The sequence below is a fragment of the Sphingopyxis sp. genome, from assembly GCF_035998905.1.
Taxonomy (GTDB): domain Bacteria; phylum Pseudomonadota; class Alphaproteobacteria; order Sphingomonadales; family Sphingomonadaceae; genus Sphingopyxis.
On record NZ_DASYHG010000015.1, the window covers coordinates 1 to 15,605 of the forward strand.

At 61.9% G+C, this 15,605-nt stretch carries 15 protein-coding genes and 2 pseudogenes; 11 read left to right on the forward strand and 6 right to left on the reverse strand.

Going from position 1 to position 15,605, the window contains the following annotated elements; all coding sequences use genetic code 11:
- The coding region (locus tag VGN62_RS05460) for a hypothetical protein (protein ID WP_327451682.1) at window positions 1-232 on the forward strand (232 nt) is incomplete at its 5' end.
- Between the two features lie 59 nt (window positions 233-291).
- Here VGN62_RS05460 and VGN62_RS05465 read toward each other — a convergent pair.
- The 3 genes from VGN62_RS05465 to VGN62_RS05475 form a co-directional block, all read right to left on the reverse strand.
- Window positions 292-969, reverse strand: coding sequence for a TetR/AcrR family transcriptional regulator (locus VGN62_RS05465; RefSeq protein WP_327451683.1), 678 nt, complete (start codon window positions 967-969; stop codon window positions 292-294).
- A 169-nt stretch (window positions 970-1,138) separates the two neighbouring features.
- The gene (locus tag VGN62_RS05470; RefSeq protein ID WP_293646746.1) at window positions 1,139-2,752 is read right to left on the reverse strand and encodes a long-chain fatty acid--CoA ligase; all 1,614 of its coding nucleotides are present in this window, start codon (window positions 2,750-2,752) and stop codon (window positions 1,139-1,141) included.
- 214 nt (window positions 2,753-2,966) lie between these two features.
- Entirely contained in the window at window positions 2,967-3,980 is a 1,014-nt protein-coding gene (locus VGN62_RS05475) for a serine hydrolase domain-containing protein (RefSeq protein ID WP_037557614.1), read from the reverse strand.
- A 196-nt stretch (window positions 3,981-4,176) separates the two neighbouring features.
- On the opposite strand from VGN62_RS05475, the gene VGN62_RS05480 reads away from it, so the two are divergent.
- From VGN62_RS05480 to VGN62_RS05500, 5 genes are all read left to right on the forward strand, one after another.
- Entirely contained in the window at window positions 4,177-4,854 is a 678-nt protein-coding gene (locus tag VGN62_RS05480) for a GntR family transcriptional regulator (protein WP_197411506.1), read from the forward strand.
- Between the two features lie 101 nt (window positions 4,855-4,955).
- Window positions 4,956-6,155, forward strand: coding sequence for a hypothetical protein (locus VGN62_RS05485; RefSeq protein ID WP_052182487.1), 1,200 nt, complete (start codon window positions 4,956-4,958; stop codon window positions 6,153-6,155).
- A 242-nt stretch (window positions 6,156-6,397) separates the two neighbouring features.
- Complete coding sequence (locus tag VGN62_RS05490; RefSeq protein WP_327451684.1) at window positions 6,398-8,500, forward strand: TonB-dependent receptor; 2,103 nt, start codon at window positions 6,398-6,400, stop codon at window positions 8,498-8,500.
- Between the two features lie 70 nt (window positions 8,501-8,570).
- The gene (locus tag VGN62_RS05495) at window positions 8,571-10,103 is read left to right on the forward strand and encodes a carboxylesterase/lipase family protein (protein ID WP_161786580.1); all 1,533 of its coding nucleotides are present in this window, start codon (window positions 8,571-8,573) and stop codon (window positions 10,101-10,103) included.
- A gap of 59 nt (window positions 10,104-10,162) precedes the next feature.
- On the forward strand, window positions 10,163-11,401 hold the full coding sequence (locus VGN62_RS05500; RefSeq protein ID WP_058539115.1) for a serine hydrolase domain-containing protein: 1,239 nt from the start codon (window positions 10,163-10,165) through the stop codon (window positions 11,399-11,401).
- Between the two features lie 389 nt (window positions 11,402-11,790).
- On the opposite strand, the gene VGN62_RS05505 is transcribed toward VGN62_RS05500, so the two are convergent.
- Window positions 11,791-12,204: a hotdog fold thioesterase gene (locus tag VGN62_RS05505; protein ID WP_037557619.1), complete on the reverse strand. Its 414-nt coding sequence runs from the start codon at window positions 12,202-12,204 to the stop codon at window positions 11,791-11,793.
- The gene (locus VGN62_RS05510) at window positions 12,201-13,076 is read right to left on the reverse strand and encodes an alpha/beta fold hydrolase (RefSeq protein WP_037557620.1); all 876 of its coding nucleotides are present in this window, start codon (window positions 13,074-13,076) and stop codon (window positions 12,201-12,203) included. The genes VGN62_RS05505 and VGN62_RS05510 overlap by 4 nt, the downstream gene beginning before the upstream one ends.
- A gap of 44 nt (window positions 13,077-13,120) precedes the next feature.
- Here VGN62_RS05510 and VGN62_RS05515 point away from each other — a divergent pair, with 44 nt between their 5' ends.
- The 5 genes and pseudogenes from VGN62_RS05515 to VGN62_RS05535 all read left to right on the forward strand — a co-directional run.
- Window positions 13,121-13,420 (forward strand): MarR family winged helix-turn-helix transcriptional regulator, encoded by a 300-nt coding sequence (locus tag VGN62_RS05515; RefSeq protein WP_037557621.1) that lies wholly within the window; start codon window positions 13,121-13,123, stop codon window positions 13,418-13,420.
- Entirely contained in the window at window positions 13,417-13,644 is a 228-nt protein-coding gene (locus VGN62_RS05520; protein WP_293646752.1) for a hypothetical protein, read from the forward strand. Before VGN62_RS05515 ends, VGN62_RS05520 begins: the two co-directional genes overlap by 4 nt.
- Before the next feature lie 165 nt (window positions 13,645-13,809).
- Window positions 13,810-14,172, forward strand: a complete 363-nt coding sequence (locus VGN62_RS05525) for a UbiX family flavin prenyltransferase (RefSeq protein WP_327451685.1) — start codon at window positions 13,810-13,812, stop codon at window positions 14,170-14,172.
- A 55-nt stretch (window positions 14,173-14,227) separates the two neighbouring features.
- Window positions 14,228-14,800 carry a hypothetical protein gene (locus VGN62_RS05530; RefSeq protein WP_052182497.1) on the forward strand — a complete coding sequence of 191 codons (573 nt, stop codon included), beginning with the start codon at window positions 14,228-14,230 and terminating at the stop codon, window positions 14,798-14,800.
- Between the two features lie 191 nt (window positions 14,801-14,991).
- Window positions 14,992-15,282 (forward strand): annotated as a pseudogene (locus tag VGN62_RS05535) (FAD-binding oxidoreductase); the annotation flags it as partial.
- Window positions 15,283-15,342: 60 nt separating this feature from the next.
- On the opposite strand, the pseudogene VGN62_RS05540 reads toward VGN62_RS05535, so the two are convergent.
- A pseudogene (locus VGN62_RS05540) lies at window positions 15,343-15,567 on the reverse strand (transposase); the annotation flags it as partial.
- Window positions 15,568-15,605 lie beyond the last annotated feature (38 nt).

The window sequence follows — 15,605 nt, forward strand, 5'->3', positions numbered from 1 at the left end:
TTCTTTTGCAGCCTATTACGACCAGGGGCCCGACGCGGCCCCGATCATTCGCATCGCCGCGCAAGTGGAACTAAGCCGATCCAAAGAATCGGAACCACTGGCAGTCACGCGCATCGTCCTTGATAGGTCAGCAAGTGCAAATAGCGTTTCGAGTATCGTCGAAGCCTTTGATCGCGCGAGCCTTGAAATGGCCGACGAAATCGCGAGTTGGACGGCTGCGGCGATCAACTAGCGTGAAGCCAATGGAAACTTAGTCGGGACAACGGCCCAGCCCAAGATGAAGCGGGAATGTTATGGGTGGCTCCCCTTCAGGGAGGGGCGGCAGCCGTACACAAATAGATCGGCAGCTTGCCTCATTCGGGCTGAAGAGGTTTCATTGTGACTGGTCACTCCCACTCCAAGAGCGGCCCGACGAAAAGGTGACAAAATGACGCTGGAGATAAACTGCTCCGCAGCAAAATTCGCGTCTGACACCCTGATTTCTCCCCTCTCCTCGGCTTTGCGCAAGACCTCTGCCACCAATCTCGTCGTGCGTCCTACCCCGAATTCGTAAAGGTTTCGCGCTAAAGCGGGAAAACGTGCAGCCTCAGCCATTACAACGCGTTCCAACGCGACATGAATGTCGGTAAGCATCCAGGACAGCAGTTCATCGGACAGCTCTTCAAGCTCGAGCCGAACGTCGCCATGTTCGGGAACGTGCTGTTCGAGGAAGGAGAGCCGATCCTCGATTTCCATGAGTATTGCCGCTTCGAAAAGCAGCTGTTTGTTCCCGTAACGGGCGTACAACGTGCGCTTGGAGATGCCTGCTTTTGCAGCAATCCGTTCAGCCGTTGAACGACCGAATCCGTCGGCAAAGAAGACATCGCGGGCGACACGGAGAATTTTCCTCGAAAGTGCTTGCGAGGCTTGTCGAGTGGGCCTCCCTGTCCGTCCGGAGCCTGGTTTTTTGGTTTTCTGGGTCGACGTCATGCCTCATCTTGGCCATACCTTGACCGCGCTGCAAGCGTAGAGCGCTTTGCCTTGGACAGCGCGACCCCGAGATTGCCCGGGCTTATGCAAGACCCACGAAGCCCGCTGAAATTATCCCGCCCGAAAGGATCGCTGCCATTCGCACGGAATGGACGCAGTGTGATCTCATCTAGGCGAGTTGGTTACGATACGCTTCGCGTAAGGCCTTTTTGTCGATCTTTCCCGTTGCAGTGAGCGGTACTGTCGCGAACAGGATGTCGTCCGGCAGCCACCAACGAACAACCTTCGTCTCCAGATGCGCGCGAATTGCGTCGGCTGTGACGGCTTGACCTTCATGCGTTTCGATCACGAGAAGGGGGCGCTCTTCCCATTTTGGATGATATACGCCAACGACCGCCGCGACCCGGACGCCGGGGTACCCAACCGCCGCATTCTCGATATCAATCGAGCTGATCCATTCGCCCCCGGACTTGATCACATCTTTCGCGCGGTCGGTCAGCCGGAGAAAGCCGAAGCGATCGATCGTACCGATGTCCCCGGTGTCGAACCAGCCATCGCTCCCGGCACCCTCAATATCGGGGAAATAGCGATCGACGACCCACGGTCCGCGGACCTGGAGCGCACCCGCCTGCTCACCGTCCCAGGGGAGCGGCGTGCCATCGCCGTCGATAATGCGCAGTTCGATGCCAAATTGCATGCGACCCTGCTTCGTCAGCAGGAGGTCGTTCGCGAAATCCTCGCCTTCGGCCATCAGGAGCGGGGAGGGCGTCGAAATCACGCCGAGCGGATTGGTTTCGGTCATGCCCCAGAGCTGCAGCACAGTGACACCATATTTGGCTCGGAATGTCTCGGCCATCGCCCGGGGGACGGCTGAGCCACCAATAACGAGGCGCTTGAGATTGCCGACCCCCGTCCCCGTGGTGTCGAGATGAGCGAGGTACATGGTCCAGATCGTGGGCACACCGCCCGAAAAGGTGACGCCCTCTTCGTTGATCAGATCGGCGAGACTGGCACCGTCCATCCTGTCGCAAGGAAGCACTAGCTTGCAGCCGTTAATCGCTGCCGTGAACGGAAGTCCCCATGCCGTCGCATGATACATGGACGAGCAGGGCATGATGACATCAAAAGCGCTGAACCCGAAGGCACTGCTCAGACCGGCCGCCATCCCGTGGAGAACGATTGATCGGTGGCTGTATAGGACGCCCTTGGGGTCGCCCGTCGTCCCCGAAGTGTAGCAAAGAAATGCGGCTGCCTTTTCATCGAAGCTCGGCCAGGTGAGGGCCCCGTCCTCGCGTGCCAGCAACGCTTCATAGTTCAACGCTTCAGCAACATCTGGCGCGGTCGCTCCGCGATCCGCGAGAAGGACATAACGCTCGATACCTGGAAGGAGAGGGCGCAGCCGTGCGACGAGCTCGGCTAGATTGGGCTCGAAGAAGAGAATGCGGCTGCCTGCATGAGCGATAGTAAAGGCGATTTGCTCGTCGCTGAGACGCGGGTTGGCAGTGTGCAATACAGCGCCCATGCCCGGCGCCGCATAGAAGAGTTCGAGGTGGCGGTGCGTGTTCCAGGCGAGCGACGAGACGCGGTCACCCGTTGCAATCCCGAGGACACCAAGAGCCTGCGCAGCCTGACGCGCACGCTGGTCGCAGCGGTGCCAGTCATACCGCCAAACCGGCTCATCGACAGCCTTCGAGACGATCTCCCTCTCGCCGTGCGCGCGCGCGGCATATTCCAATATTCCGCTGATCAGCAGCGGCGCGTCCTGCATCAATCCCCGTAACATGCTGCATCCTTCTTCGCCCCACTGCGGCGTCGCGTGCAAGATTCCGCCCCTCGGGTATGATTGCCGCGCGGGCTGTCAATGACCGTCATCATTTTGGTCCAGCGGCAAACTCCACGTGCCGCGTTTCCATTCGGCCAGCAATTCTCAATGATCATATTGCGGCGGCACGGCCTAGGTTCGATCGGCCCCGACATGTTTTCGGCCGCGTTTCAAATTATTCACTCGCTGGTTTCAGCAACAGCGACAGGAACCGCCAATCGGACCAATCACCTTTTTTCCCCGCCGCTAAGGCGGCAATGTCGAGTTTCGCCTGCCTCACGATCGTAAGCCGAAGCGACGGAATGATATAGAGGCGTTGATCGCCCGCGCCGGCGGCGACGACCATATCCGCCGGTAGTTCGGCGGCATGACTGGTGATATCGGTGGACCGAGTAACAATATCGACAGCCGGCGTGCTACGGGGTAGCCACCAAGTGAGACCGTAGGCAGGATTGACCTGGCTACCCTGGAACATCTCGCCGAATGTCGCTTCGTCGACAAGTGGCCTGCCTTCGAGCTTTCCGCCCCCGCGGACGAACTCGCCGATCTTCGCCCACTCGGATGCGGCCAGCACTAGGCCCTGCGGCATGAGCGGTGCGCCATCGGGGCCGCTGCGCCAATCGCCGACCGTTACGCCTAGCGGCATTAGAATGCGACGCTCGATATAATGGCGAGGGTTGCCGTCCTCGCCTTTGGCGACGAGCTTTCGGCGCATGATTTCGCCGACGACTTGCATCGGAGCAGGGCCATACTGGAATTTCCCGCCCGGTGCCGCCGCGAGCGGTGCCTTGACCGAGTCCAAATACCCTTGGGGTCTCCCGACGGTTGAGGCCTGACCACCTGTCATCGACAGCAGTTGGCGAAGCGTGATCTGTTCCTTTTCGGCGTCGCCCTTCCACTCAGCGAGCGTCTCTGATGCCCGCTCGTCGAGCGTCAAAAGCCCGTCCTGTACGGCCGCCGCCGCCATCAGCCCGACAAGACTCTTGGTGCCCGACCAGAGTTCCTGCGGTGTCGCAATATCTGCAGAACGGCATCGAACCTCGCCATCCTCAAGGATCAGCAGCGCCACGCCAGAGTTTGCCTCGGAATAGGCGATCGCCGCGGCACAGCCGGGAAGAGGAGCGGGTTCGCCTGCCGTGGCCGGCTGTGCCGCAACGGCTGCTGCGAAAAAGAGGATGGTGCGCTTCAAGTTCCGACTCCCATTTTCTGGTGCTTGTCATTCTCGATATTATCGATAATAATTTCATTCGCAATCATCGATTGCTCGCGTGCACTGTCCGATTAGGATGGTGCCGGTAGCAGGGAAAGCCGAACGGAGAGAAATGGGCGCGACGAAGACCGAAGACGACAGTGCACCGACTCAAGACCGCGTCATTGCGCGTCTCTTGACTGACGACATCGTCGAATGGCGCATCCAGCCGGGATCGTGGCTGCGCGAGCGCGAAATCGCCGCGCGCTTCGGGGTGAGCCATGCGCCCGTGCGCGAAGCATTCCGTCATCTTGCGCGGATCGGTCTCGTGAAGGTGGTCCCGTGGCGCGGAACCTATGTGATCGATATCGACGAGCATGCCGCGAACGAGGTCTATGAGCTGTGGAAATCCCTGTTCGGTGTAGTTTGCCGCCTGGCTGCGGTCGAGATGACGGATCGCGACGGGCGCGAACTGATGCACCGTCTGGTCGAATATAAGGATGTCACCCAGCGCACCGAAAATACGTTCGAGCATATCAAAGTCTCGAACCGCATCGGCCGCTTCATCGCCAAGCGGAGCAATGCGCCGCTCGCGCTGGAGCTCCTCGACCGGGTCGCGCTGCTCGCGCGCTGGCAGCACAATGTCTATACCGACAGCTATATCGAGACGCATGGCAATGACGCCGCGAAGCGATCGGCCATCCTCTACGACGCGCTTTGCCGCCATATCGTCACGCGCGATGGCGATGCCGCCGATGCGGTGGCGCGCGATCTGATCGGCGTTACTCAGAATAGTTTCGGGCGCGCACTCGAGGAATATAAGGCCCGGCACGCAAAGACTAAGCCCAGCCGCCGCCGCGCAAAAGTGACATGAGCCGCCTCCCGACCGACCGCCGCACGTTGCTTAAGGCGGGCCTCGCGGCGCCGATCGCATTGCAGGTTAACTCCGCTGCCGCTGTATCTCGGGATTTGACCATGTTCGGCTCCGAACGCCTCTTCACCGACGTCCAAAGCTATACCGAGGCCGGCAACAAGCAGTCGGGCGGCGAGGGCGATCGTTGGACCGCCGACTGGACAGCGAAGCGGCTGTCCAGTGCCGGATTCGAAGTCGAACGCCAGACGTTTGACGTGCCTTGGTTCGAGGCCTCGCGCTGCGACCTCAGGCTCGGCGACATCACGATACCGCTCGTCGCACAACCGCTCGCCATCGAAACCGGCGAGGCTGGACTCGCTGCGCCGCTGCGCCTCGCAGAAATTCCTGAACGCCTCGACGGCGCGATCGCCGTAGTGCGCCTGCCTTTCCGCCGCTGGTCGAGCCTCGTAGATCGTGCAGCGCGCGAGCCGCTCGCCGATGCGCTTGCGCGCGGTGCGAGCGGGGTCATTCTCATTACGACCGGGCCGACGGGCGAGGCCTTGCTCCTCAATGTCCCGGCCGGTCATCCCGTATCGGAAAAGCCACTTGCCTTGCTCGCGCCGCGACTCGCCGCCCCGGTGATTGAAGCCGCGCGCCACGGTGCCGCGGCGAAATTAGCGCTGCGCGGGCGCGGTGGGGCTCGGGCAGCTCAGAATATAATCGGGCGACTCGTTCGCTCCGGCCGCCCTTGGCTCGTCGTCTCGACGCCGCGTTCAGGCTGGACCGATTGCGCCGGCGAGCGGGGGCCGGGCATCGCGATGTGGCTCGCGCTCGCCGACTGGATGCCCCGAGCGTTTCCCCAGCACAGCCTGCTCTTTCTGTGCAACAGCGGGCATGAATATGAGAATCTCGGTGCGAGCCATATCGCCGACAAGTTTGGTCCAGCCCCCAGCGAGACGGCTTTCTGGTTGCATCTCGGCGCCAATGCCGCAGCACGTGACTATCAGGAAATGCCGGGGCGCTTGCTGCCGCTGCCGAGTGCCGATCCCTATCGTTTTCTCATGACATCGCCCGAATTCGTTGCGCGTGCGCGCGAGATATTCAAAGGCCAGCCAGGGTTGGAAATGGCCTATCCTTCGGCGGAAGGCACAGCGGGCGAACTCTCGGAAGTGATAAAGGCCGGCTACACACGTCATGCTGGCATCTTTGGCGCACACCGTCATCACCACGCTGTGACCGACGATTTATCTACCGTCACACCTGACCCGCTTGCCGCTACGGCGCGGGGCGTCCGCGACCTGCTGAGCGCCGTCGTCTCCTAAACCCGTGACCCACCTGCAATGACATTGCGCTTTCCGGCTTGACTCGCTCGCGTTTTCTGCACAAAATTATCGATAATAATTGCGATAACAAAATGGGGAGAGTGACCATGGGACGCAGGGCGAACCTTCTTTTCTGCACGGCCGCAATTTGGGTAGCCGTCGCTCCGCCTGCTTTCGCGCAAGACAGACCGCCCGAAGCTCTTCCGGACGCGGCGGAAGCGAACGATGACGGCGCGATCGTCGTGACGGCGCGGCGCCGCGAGGAGCGGCTCGCCGACGTTCCTACAGCCGCTTCTGTCATCGATATCACCTCACTCACCGATCGCGGCGGCGCAAGCGGCAGCGGCGAATTGCTAGCAGACCAGCCGAGCGTCAGGTTCAACAATCTCAGCTCATCGATCACTTCCGAGATTTCGATCCGCGCCTCGTCGACCGCGCGCGCGACCAATGGCGATCCCAGCGTCGGCCTGTATCGCAACGGTGCCTATATCGCCGGTGGTCCCGTGGGCGGGCGAAACTTCACCCGCCTCGATCTCCTCGATATCGGCCGGGTCGAGGTGCTGCGGGGGACACAGGGCGCACTCTATGGCCGCAACGCGGTCGGCGGCGCGATCAATATCATTTCGGCCGAGCCCGAATTCGATCTCTCAGGCTGGGCGAGTGCGCGCTACGGCTTCGAGAATAACAGCTTCCAGACGCAAGGCGCGATCAATGTTCCGCTTGCCGAAGGTCTTGCGATCCGTCTCAGCGGCGATCTCGTCGAGCAGGACAAGGGCTTCTTCTACAATCCGGACAACGACGTCTATTTCGACCAACAGAAGGGTCATGGTCTGCGCGGCCAGATCCGTCTCAAACGCGGACCCGTCGACGCGATCATCATGGCCGAGACCCAGCGGCTGATGACCCCGGCGGTTCATTATCAGATTTCCATCCCCGCCGGCACGCCAGGCTTCCCGGGGGGATATACCCAGGATCGCTTCCGCTATCCCTGGAACACGGCGCCCCGTGCCAGCCAGGATGTCGATGGACTGCAGGCGATTATCCGCGTGGACTTGGGCGGCGCCGACCTCACCTCGACAACATCCTTTCGCACGCGCCACTCGGAATATGACCTTGACAATGACGCGGTGAGCCCGGCCGAACTTGCGCGCGCGCGCGCTGCAGGTCAGATCGGGGCGCTAACCCCGCTCGACCCGAGCGGCGCCTCCTATGTCGTCGACACCACCGACAATTTCTCGCAGGACATCCATGTGACGGGCGCGAGCGACCGTCTGACCTGGCTCGTGGGCGCCGAGATGCTGCTGCTCGACAGCGATTTCTCCGTGACGACGACGCGCACGCCGACGCTTGCCAATCCTTCTCCGGGCAACATCGCCCCCGCCCGGCTCCATTTCGAAAGCTATGCGGCTTATGGTTCGCTCGGTTTCGATATCACCGACAGCCTCAACTTGACCGGCGAGCTCCGCTATACACGCGACAGCCGGAGCATCAGCGCGCGGCTCTATGATCTCGCGACAGGCCTGCCAACAGGCGGGTCATCGCGGATTATCGACGACAACATCAGCGCCGACAATCTCTCCTACAATGCGACGCTTTCGTACAAACTTACTCCAAATATTCTCGCCTATGGCAAGGTCGGCAGCAGCTACCGCGCCGGCGGTTTCAACACGCGCCTGTCCGATCCCCGCGCTCCGAGCCCGGTACAGGTACTGTTCGGCAACGAAAGCAGCACCTCCTATGAGGTCGGCATCAAGGGCAGCCCGGTGCGGCGCGGCTATTTCGCAATCGCGGGATATTATACCGAGCTCAAGGATCTGATCGCGCAGGTCGACGATGGATGCGCGCTGACAAACGCGGCCTGCCCGGTCGCCGCGGTCGCCTATCTCACTAATGCCGGTAATGCGAAGAGCTGGGGTATCGAGGCAGAATATAGCCACGGATTCGACCTTGGAGAAGGCGACGGCCGCCTCGCGCTCAGCGGCTCGCGGCAGGGCGGCAAGGTCAAGACGGGCCGATACGACGGTCTCGATCTCGCGCAGGTTCCCGACTGGCTCGCCTCGGCGAACCTCAATCTTCGCTATCCGGTCACCGGCGACGTTGCCTTGACGAGCAATGTGCTTGTCAGCGGACAATGGGGTGGCAAGCAGGAGCTGACCGCAACGTCGGTCGACCTCGACAATTATGTCCTCGTCAATCTTCGCATCGGCGTCGACTTCGGAAAGGTCAATGTGAGCGCCTTCGCGAACAACCTCTTCGACAAGCTCTACTATGTTGCCCAGGCGCCGACGATCAACCGTTACAGCCAACCCCGGGTGCTAGGCGTCGAGGGCCGCATTTCTTTCTAGGGGATATGCTTGCCCGCGGCCTGCGGCCGCCAGCCGAGACGAAAGGGACGGCGAAATGCGGCAATGGGTCATGGCAGCATGTGCTGGAGCCGCGACGCTGCTCGCTTCAGCATCCGCCGCGGCGGCGGTTGCCCCTCCGCAAGCGACGCTGGCGCAGGGGCGACTAACGGGCGCTGCAGAGGCAGGAGTCGAGCGTTTTTTCGATATTCCCTTCGCTGCGCCTCCCGTAGGCGCGCTCCGCTGGCGCGCGCCGCAGGCTCCGCCGCGCTGGGCGGGTATTCGCAATGCCGCGAAGTTCGGACCCGCTTGCCCGCAGATGGTGCGGCCTGCGCTCGTCGCCGGTGGAGTAGCGGATGATCAATCCGAAGACTGCCTACAGCTCAATATCTGGCGCCCGGCCGGCGCGCGGAAACTTCCCGTCATGGTCTGGATCCATGGCGGTGCGCATGTCATCGGGTCGGGTACGTTCCCGGCTTTCGACGGTACAGCCTTCGCAAGGCAAGGGGTCATTCTTGTCACGATCAACTACCGGCTCGGCGCACTCGGCTATTTTGCCCACCCGGCTCTGAGCGCAGCCAAGCCGCGTCGCGAGGCGCTCGCCAATTATGGCCTCATGGACCAGATGGCCGCCCTTCGCTGGGTCCAGAAAAATATCGCAGCCTTTGGTGGCGATCCGGGGAAGGTCACTTTGTTCGGCGAGTCCGCGGGGGCAATCGGCGTGACGACGATCCTCGCCCACTCCGAAGCCAAGGGCCTGTTCGCGCGCGCCATCGTACAGTCGGGCGTCGGCCTACTCGACCCGCGCCCGCTTATCGAGCAGGAAGCGCTAGGCACGGCATTGGCGGCTCGCGCCGGCGCGCCGCCTTCGGCGACGATCGACGCGCTCCGGGCGCTTTCGGCCGACGCGCTCGTCGCGGCCGGCGATGTCCGGACGCCGGGCGCGATGGTCGGCCCCATTCTCGACGGCGAGCTGGTGCGCGAAGCGCCATGGCGCGTTTTTGCGCGCAGTGAGCCGATCGACGTGCCGCTCCTCGTCGGCGCTAACAGCAACGAAGCCAGCGTAATCCTCGCCATGGGCGTGCCGCCGGCGGCCGCGCTCACCTATCTCGGGCCCGACCAGGCGGCGGGCCGCGCCGCCTATGGCACCGGGCTCGCCGATGACGAACTGGCCCGCCAAATACTGGGCGACGCCTGGTTCGTCGCACCGTCGCGATGGCTCGCGGCGCGGACGTCCGCCGGCGCGCCGTCCTACCTCTATCATTTCGACTATGTTGCAGCAGCGCGCCGCGATCGGGCGAAGGGCGCCGGGCATGGCTCCGAAATTCCCTATATTTTCGGGACGCTGGGCTATTTCGCTTCGCTCGCCGGCCCCGTCGACGACGAGGATCGCCGCTTCGGCGAAGGCGTGTCCGCCTGCTGGGTCGCTTTCGCGAAGAATGGCGTACCCGACTGCGCGCTGGTGCCTGACTGGCCCCGGTACCAGCCGACTGACGACCGTCTCGCACATCTCGCGCCCCGGTCAGCCGTCGTCGCCGGTTTTCGCAAGGCGCAACTCGACCACCTGCTGAAAATCCATTTCGCGGCAGGCCAACCCAGGCCTTAGCCCGCTTGGCCAAACAGGCCCACCGTTTCGAAACGTGCAACGAAGCTGGGAGAGATAAAATGTCTGGACGACGGAAATCGATATGGCTTGCCGCCGGCGCCGCATTGGTCGGCGTAGCGGTTTTTGCGGCGCAAAGTGGCTTCGGGAGCAGCGACGGCGGCGAAACGCGTCCGATGGTCCAACTGCCACCCGCGCCGTCCGCCGCCAAGGCGACGGCATCCGCTGCGTCGGCGCTCGCGACCGCAAGCCTCACAACGACCGTCGGCGGTTACACCTATGACTGGACAGCGCTGAAGGCCGCGATCGTCGCTGACACCGAAGTCGCTAGTGGCTATTTCATTGTCGGGAACGCGTCCGATCCCACTTATCTTTTCGAATTCGACAAGGGCAGTTTTGGCATCGACCGGGTGACACCGCTCGCCTCGGCTTCCAAATGGTTTGCTGGCGCGCTCGGCATGCGCATGGTGCAGGCGGGCATTGCCACGCTCGACGATCCGATGCGGCCACCACTCGCCTTCTGGACGACGAGCGGAACGAAGAAGGATGTCAAACTCAAGCATACGCTGTCGATGACATCGGGCTTTAATGCGAGCCCGCTCGTCGGCGGCTGCCAGCTTCTCCCGACTTTTGGTCTCTATAACTGCGCCAAGAGCATCCACGACCTGCGCTACGACATCCTGCGCCCGGGCAATGCGCCTGGTGCTCAATATAGCTACGGTCCTCACGGCATTCAGGTCGCAGGGGCGTATTTGGAGGCCAAGGATACAAGCATAGAACCAGGAACGTCGCCAGCACGCGAGCGGAACTTCCACGAACTGTTTGCGCAGCACGTCACCATCCCGCTCGGGATGTCAAGCACCACGTGGTACGATCCCCACCCCCCCGCGACCGTCCCAACCAATCCGTGGGTGGCCGGCGGCGCCTTCTCCACGCCGCGCGACTATGCGAAACTGCTGCGCGCGTTCCTCGGCGGCAGCTTCATCACCAACATGACGGCCTTCACGCAGCCGCGCACGATCGGACTGCCGCGTGTTTTCGTTCCGGCGAGCACAGTGAACTGGGAATATGCGCTCGGCTCCTTCGTCGAATGCGACACGCCCTCGGCGTGCGCGACGTCGAAGATCAACTCTTCGCCCGGCGCCTATGGCTGGACCGGCTGGATCGATCGCGAGACCGGCTATTATGCCCTGATCGCGACCGAAATATCGAGCGGAGGCGACCGCAAGGGCGTCGAGCTCGAGCAGGTCATGCAGGATCTGATCGAGGATGCGATTGCGAACCGCACTCCGGCGCCCTGACCTGATCGGCAAAACTTCGCCTATGGTGCCTGGGCCAGGCCGCGCCGTGAGGTAGCGGTCTGGCTCAACGGAGGGGGCTGGACACCGCGTGGTTGTGCTGACAGCCGGCTTTCGAAGGGCATGAAGGACCGCTTTCTCGATCATGGAGCGGTTCAATACGAACGCGAGTAGAGCAAGTAGAACCGAAGGCGGACCATCTCGCCCTGCGCATCTTGCTCGAGCGTTCGGCGCGACGCATGACAGCGCCAAACGCGGTGCCGCAACTATGCCCTAAGACTTAGTTCCGCTCGATAACTCGCCGCAGCCGATCAGCGATGATCAAAAGGTCGCCGAGGCAGGACCGCACCAGCACGATGGCTGCGAGAAGTGCCACGACTCTTGCGCGATGGTCAGGCGACGTAAGCACCTCTACCACTCGCTATCAAGGTTCCGTCTGCAGACACAATCCGCGTCCCGGCTATGCTTATCTGCCGACCCAGTTTGACCGGCCTGCCGATCGCCCGCATCAGCCCTGGCAAGGCCGGTCGGTGAAAATCGACGTGCAAGTTTGCCGTAGCCCGCGCAGACCCTCCCATGGCAATGACCGTGTAAAGGCCGGTAAGATCGATCAGCGCCGATAAAATGCCACCATGCGCTGCGCCGACCGTCGGATTTGAGATTATTTCGTCTCGCCAGGGCATTGAGATCACCAACTCGTCGGTGCCGACCTCGGCGATCCTGAGCCCGAGCCAGCGGTGGAAAGGCGCAAGCAACAGCAGCTCCCCCAGTTCCTCAAGCCCAGGGGCGACCCGTGGGGCGTTCATGACTTCATCTCCATTTCATGGGTGCTGAGCAAAAACTCCACAATTGACTTGCCAAACGCGTCATTCTCGTCGCCCACCACCATATGGGTCGCATTCGCGATGTCGCTATATGCCATATGCGGGACCAATCTTCGGAAATGCTTGACGGCTTCCAGCGAAACTAGGTCGCTCGACCCACCGCGGATCAGATGCACAGGCAAGGCTAAACTGGCAGCGGCGGCGCTCAGTTCGCTGCGGCCATTGTCGCTTGAGACACCGCCTTGCCGCGTAACTCCTTCGATGAAGGTCGGGTCCCAATGCCAATAGAAGCGCCCATCGTCCTTGCGGCGCAGATAGTGGGCGAGCCCAGGCGAGGCCTTCCGGCTAGGCCGATGGGGCAGATAGTCGGAAATGACCTCAGCGGCCTCCTCCACCGACGCAAACCCTTCGCGCGCATGGGCCGCCATGAAACCGACCACGCGGGCAACGCCGCTCGGTTCCATCTGCGGCGTGACGTCGACCAAGGTAAGCGATCCAAAACTCCCCGGTGCGCGGTTTCCCTCCGCAATGATCCCAGCCAGCCCCCCAAGCGATGCGCCGATCATCGCCGGCTTTCTTCGCATCGCCGCAGCGATCTCAACGAGATCGGCCGCGAAATCGGAAATGTCATAAGCCCCATCACTGGCCCAAGCGCTCTCGCCGTGCCCGCGCATATCGACGGCGATCGTCCGAAAACCGTGGCTCGCGAGTTGACGGGTCACCGACTTCCACGCCCGGCGGGTCTGGCCGCCGCCGTGCGCCAAAATCACCGGAAAGCCCAGTTCCGGTCCATCGATCGACGCCGCGATTGCATGGCCCGCTTTTCCCGCAAGCGTGATCGTCCGATCATACATTCAGGCATCATACTGTATCATATCTTACAGTAAAGCATGTTCATATGCCGATAGTGGCTTTACAGTTTCAGCCGATGGTCGACTTTCGCAGCACCAGCGATGCTTCTCTCGGGAAAAGTCTTCTGACGGACTCAGACGAGTTTGTCTTTGTCATCGAAGAAGTGCCACGCAAACTTCGCCGCTTGTTCGACGCCTCAATGGCGCGCTTCGGATTGACCCGAACCCAGTGGCGCGCGCTCGTCTATATTTATCGGACCCCGGGCATTACCCAGACCGATCTCGCCAAATGCTCGAACTGGAGCGTGCCAGCGTTGGCCATGTTGTCGACCAGCTGGAAAGAATGACGCTCGCGGAACGGCGCGCTGCCAAGGGCGACCGGCGCGTCTGGGAGCTTCATCTCTTACCCCGAGCGATCGAAATCCTGCCCCAGCTGCGCGCCGAAGCCGACATGATCTACGCGCGGCTGCTCCATATGATTTCACCGAGTGAAATACGCGCGGTCCGCGCATTGCTGACGAAAATGTCAGGCAATCTCGAAAGCGGATCGGAAGACATGCCTCCTCGATAGAAGCATTGAAAGATTTGAAATAGCCGACGCCATTCATCGTCAGCAAGCCGATTTCCCCAATTGGCGCCGCTCGCGTTTGCGGCGGCGCACCGCCGCCGTTCTGCCCCCTCTGCACCAAATCGCCAGCACTGACGACTAACGAATTGCGAATATGGCGGCAGGGACGTGGTTCATAACATACGGAATGTCGGCGCCAGTATCGCGAGCGGATCGTTTCTCTGTGACGGCATGATTGTCGCGCCCTGCTCCATGCGCACCCTTGCGGCGATCGCCAATGGGCTCTCCGACAATCTGATCACCCGAGCTGCCGACGTCATGCTCAAGGAGCGTCGTCCATTAACGCTCATGGTGCGAGAGACGCCCCTGAACCTTGCCCATCTTCGAAACATGGCAGCCTGTACCGAAATGGGGGCGATAATTTTCCCACCCGTCCCGGCGTTCTACGCTCGGCCATCGTCGATCGACGAAATCGGGTCCTCGACCAGTTCGGCATCCATCGGGCCGCCGATCGCCGATGGACCGGACTGAAGGGCGCAGAAGTGATGCCTCTGGCGCAGGCGGATAAATCGGAAAGGACAATTTGATGGCGGCAGTGCTGATGCGCCGGGAGCTATTGGGCGCCGGGGTTTTTTGCGCGGGTCTGGTTGGAGCCTCCCGCTTCCGGTCAGGAAGTGCGGCGGACGAAGAGGCCGTTCTCGTCGTCAGCCAGCCAAGGGTTGAGGAAAGCGAGCGTTTTGCCGCGTCCCTCATATCGTCTTCGAAAAAGTCTCTCGCGCTGGATGTCGGAAGCGGGCTGGATGAGTTGCTTGGCGACTGGCCCCGCGGCGCGCAGGTGATTGCAGGCCTGACCTCCGACCCCGCTGCAATGATTGCGGCCCAGTTGCTCATCGAGAGTGGAGCGGAGCCTTTGCTTCGATGGGAACATTCCTATGAGGCGGGCCGCTGGACACACCGCATCGGCGCCGCCCCCGGCTTGGGCGCGCTCCCGCAATATACTTGGCCCGCCGTCGTTGCGCAGAAAGTTCGCGATGAGCTGGACGGCCACAAATCATCACCGCGCCGGGCCGCGTGCATTTCGGGGGAATGTGCACTCGCCTCGAATAGCCCCGGCCTACTTGTGACCTGGGCCTTTCGGCTTGCCGGAGAAACGCGGTGAGGCCGCCGCTGCCCGAGGGAATTGCGGCGGCCGACTTTTCACGGGCCCTCGATGAACTCGCAGGCGTCGTCGGCAAAACCTGGGTTTTCGTCGACGAGCTTCCGCTGTCGACTTACCGCGACGCGTATTCGCCGCTTGCCGATGGCACTCTGCTTCCTTCTGCCGCCGTCGCTCCGGAAAGCGTCGAACAGGTGCAGCGGATCCTTGCCATCGCCAACAGCTTCCGATTGCCGATCTGGACCATCGGGACTGGACGGAACTTCGCATATGGCGGGCCGGCACCCCGCAAATCCGGATATCTTGTCCTCGATCTGAAACGGATGAACCGGATCATCGAAGTCAACGAAAAATATGGATATGCGCTGGTCGAGCCGGGCGTTTCCTACATGCAGCTTTATCGCCACCTGCAGCGGATCGGCAGCAAATTGTGGATCGATCCGGCAGCGCCCGCCTGGGGCGGCGTCATGGGGAACGCGCGCGAGCATGGCGCCGGCTACACGCCCTATGGCGATCACTTCATTATGCAATGCGGGATGGAAGTTGCCGGCCTCCATGAACTCCTTCGACCAGGTGTAATACAGGCTCTGGGCGATCCCTTCCTTGCGGCACAGCTCGGCAATGCTGTCCTCGCCGCGCAAGCCTTCCAGCACGATCCGGATCTTGTCTTCGGCCGAGAAGTGCCGACGTGTCGCACGCCGGATGTCCTTCACCACCCGCTCCGCGGGAGCCTTGGGCGGCGATTTTTTTAAGGAGGATTTGGGCTTCATCTTCGTTCCTTCGTCACTACGACGAAGCCCAAATCCTC

Excerpts from the sequence above, each read along its gene's own strand:
- VGN62_RS05465 (WP_327451683.1), bottom strand. The coding sequence starts at position 969 with ATGACGTCGACCCAGAAAACCAAAAAACCAGGCTCCGGACGGACAGGG.
- VGN62_RS05470 (WP_293646746.1), bottom strand. The coding sequence starts at position 2,752 with ATGTTACGGGGATTGATGCAGGACGCGCCGCTGCTGATCAGCGGAATA.
- VGN62_RS05485 (WP_052182487.1), top strand. The coding sequence starts at position 4,956 with ATGTTCGGCTCCGAACGCCTCTTCACCGACGTCCAAAGCTATACCGAG.
- VGN62_RS05495 (WP_161786580.1), top strand. The coding sequence starts at position 8,571 with ATGGCAGCATGTGCTGGAGCCGCGACGCTGCTCGCTTCAGCATCCGCC.
- VGN62_RS05500 (WP_058539115.1), top strand. The coding sequence starts at position 10,163 with ATGTCTGGACGACGGAAATCGATATGGCTTGCCGCCGGCGCCGCATTG.
- VGN62_RS05505 (WP_037557619.1), bottom strand. The coding sequence starts at position 12,204 with ATGAACGCCCCACGGGTCGCCCCTGGGCTTGAGGAACTGGGGGAGCTG.
- VGN62_RS05510 (WP_037557620.1), bottom strand. The coding sequence starts at position 13,076 with ATGTATGATCGGACGATCACGCTTGCGGGAAAAGCGGGCCATGCAATC.
- VGN62_RS05515 (WP_037557621.1), top strand. The coding sequence starts at position 13,121 with ATGCCGATAGTGGCTTTACAGTTTCAGCCGATGGTCGACTTTCGCAGC.
- VGN62_RS05520 (WP_293646752.1), top strand. The coding sequence starts at position 13,417 with ATGACGCTCGCGGAACGGCGCGCTGCCAAGGGCGACCGGCGCGTCTGG.
- VGN62_RS05530 (WP_052182497.1), top strand. The coding sequence starts at position 14,228 with ATGGCGGCAGTGCTGATGCGCCGGGAGCTATTGGGCGCCGGGGTTTTT.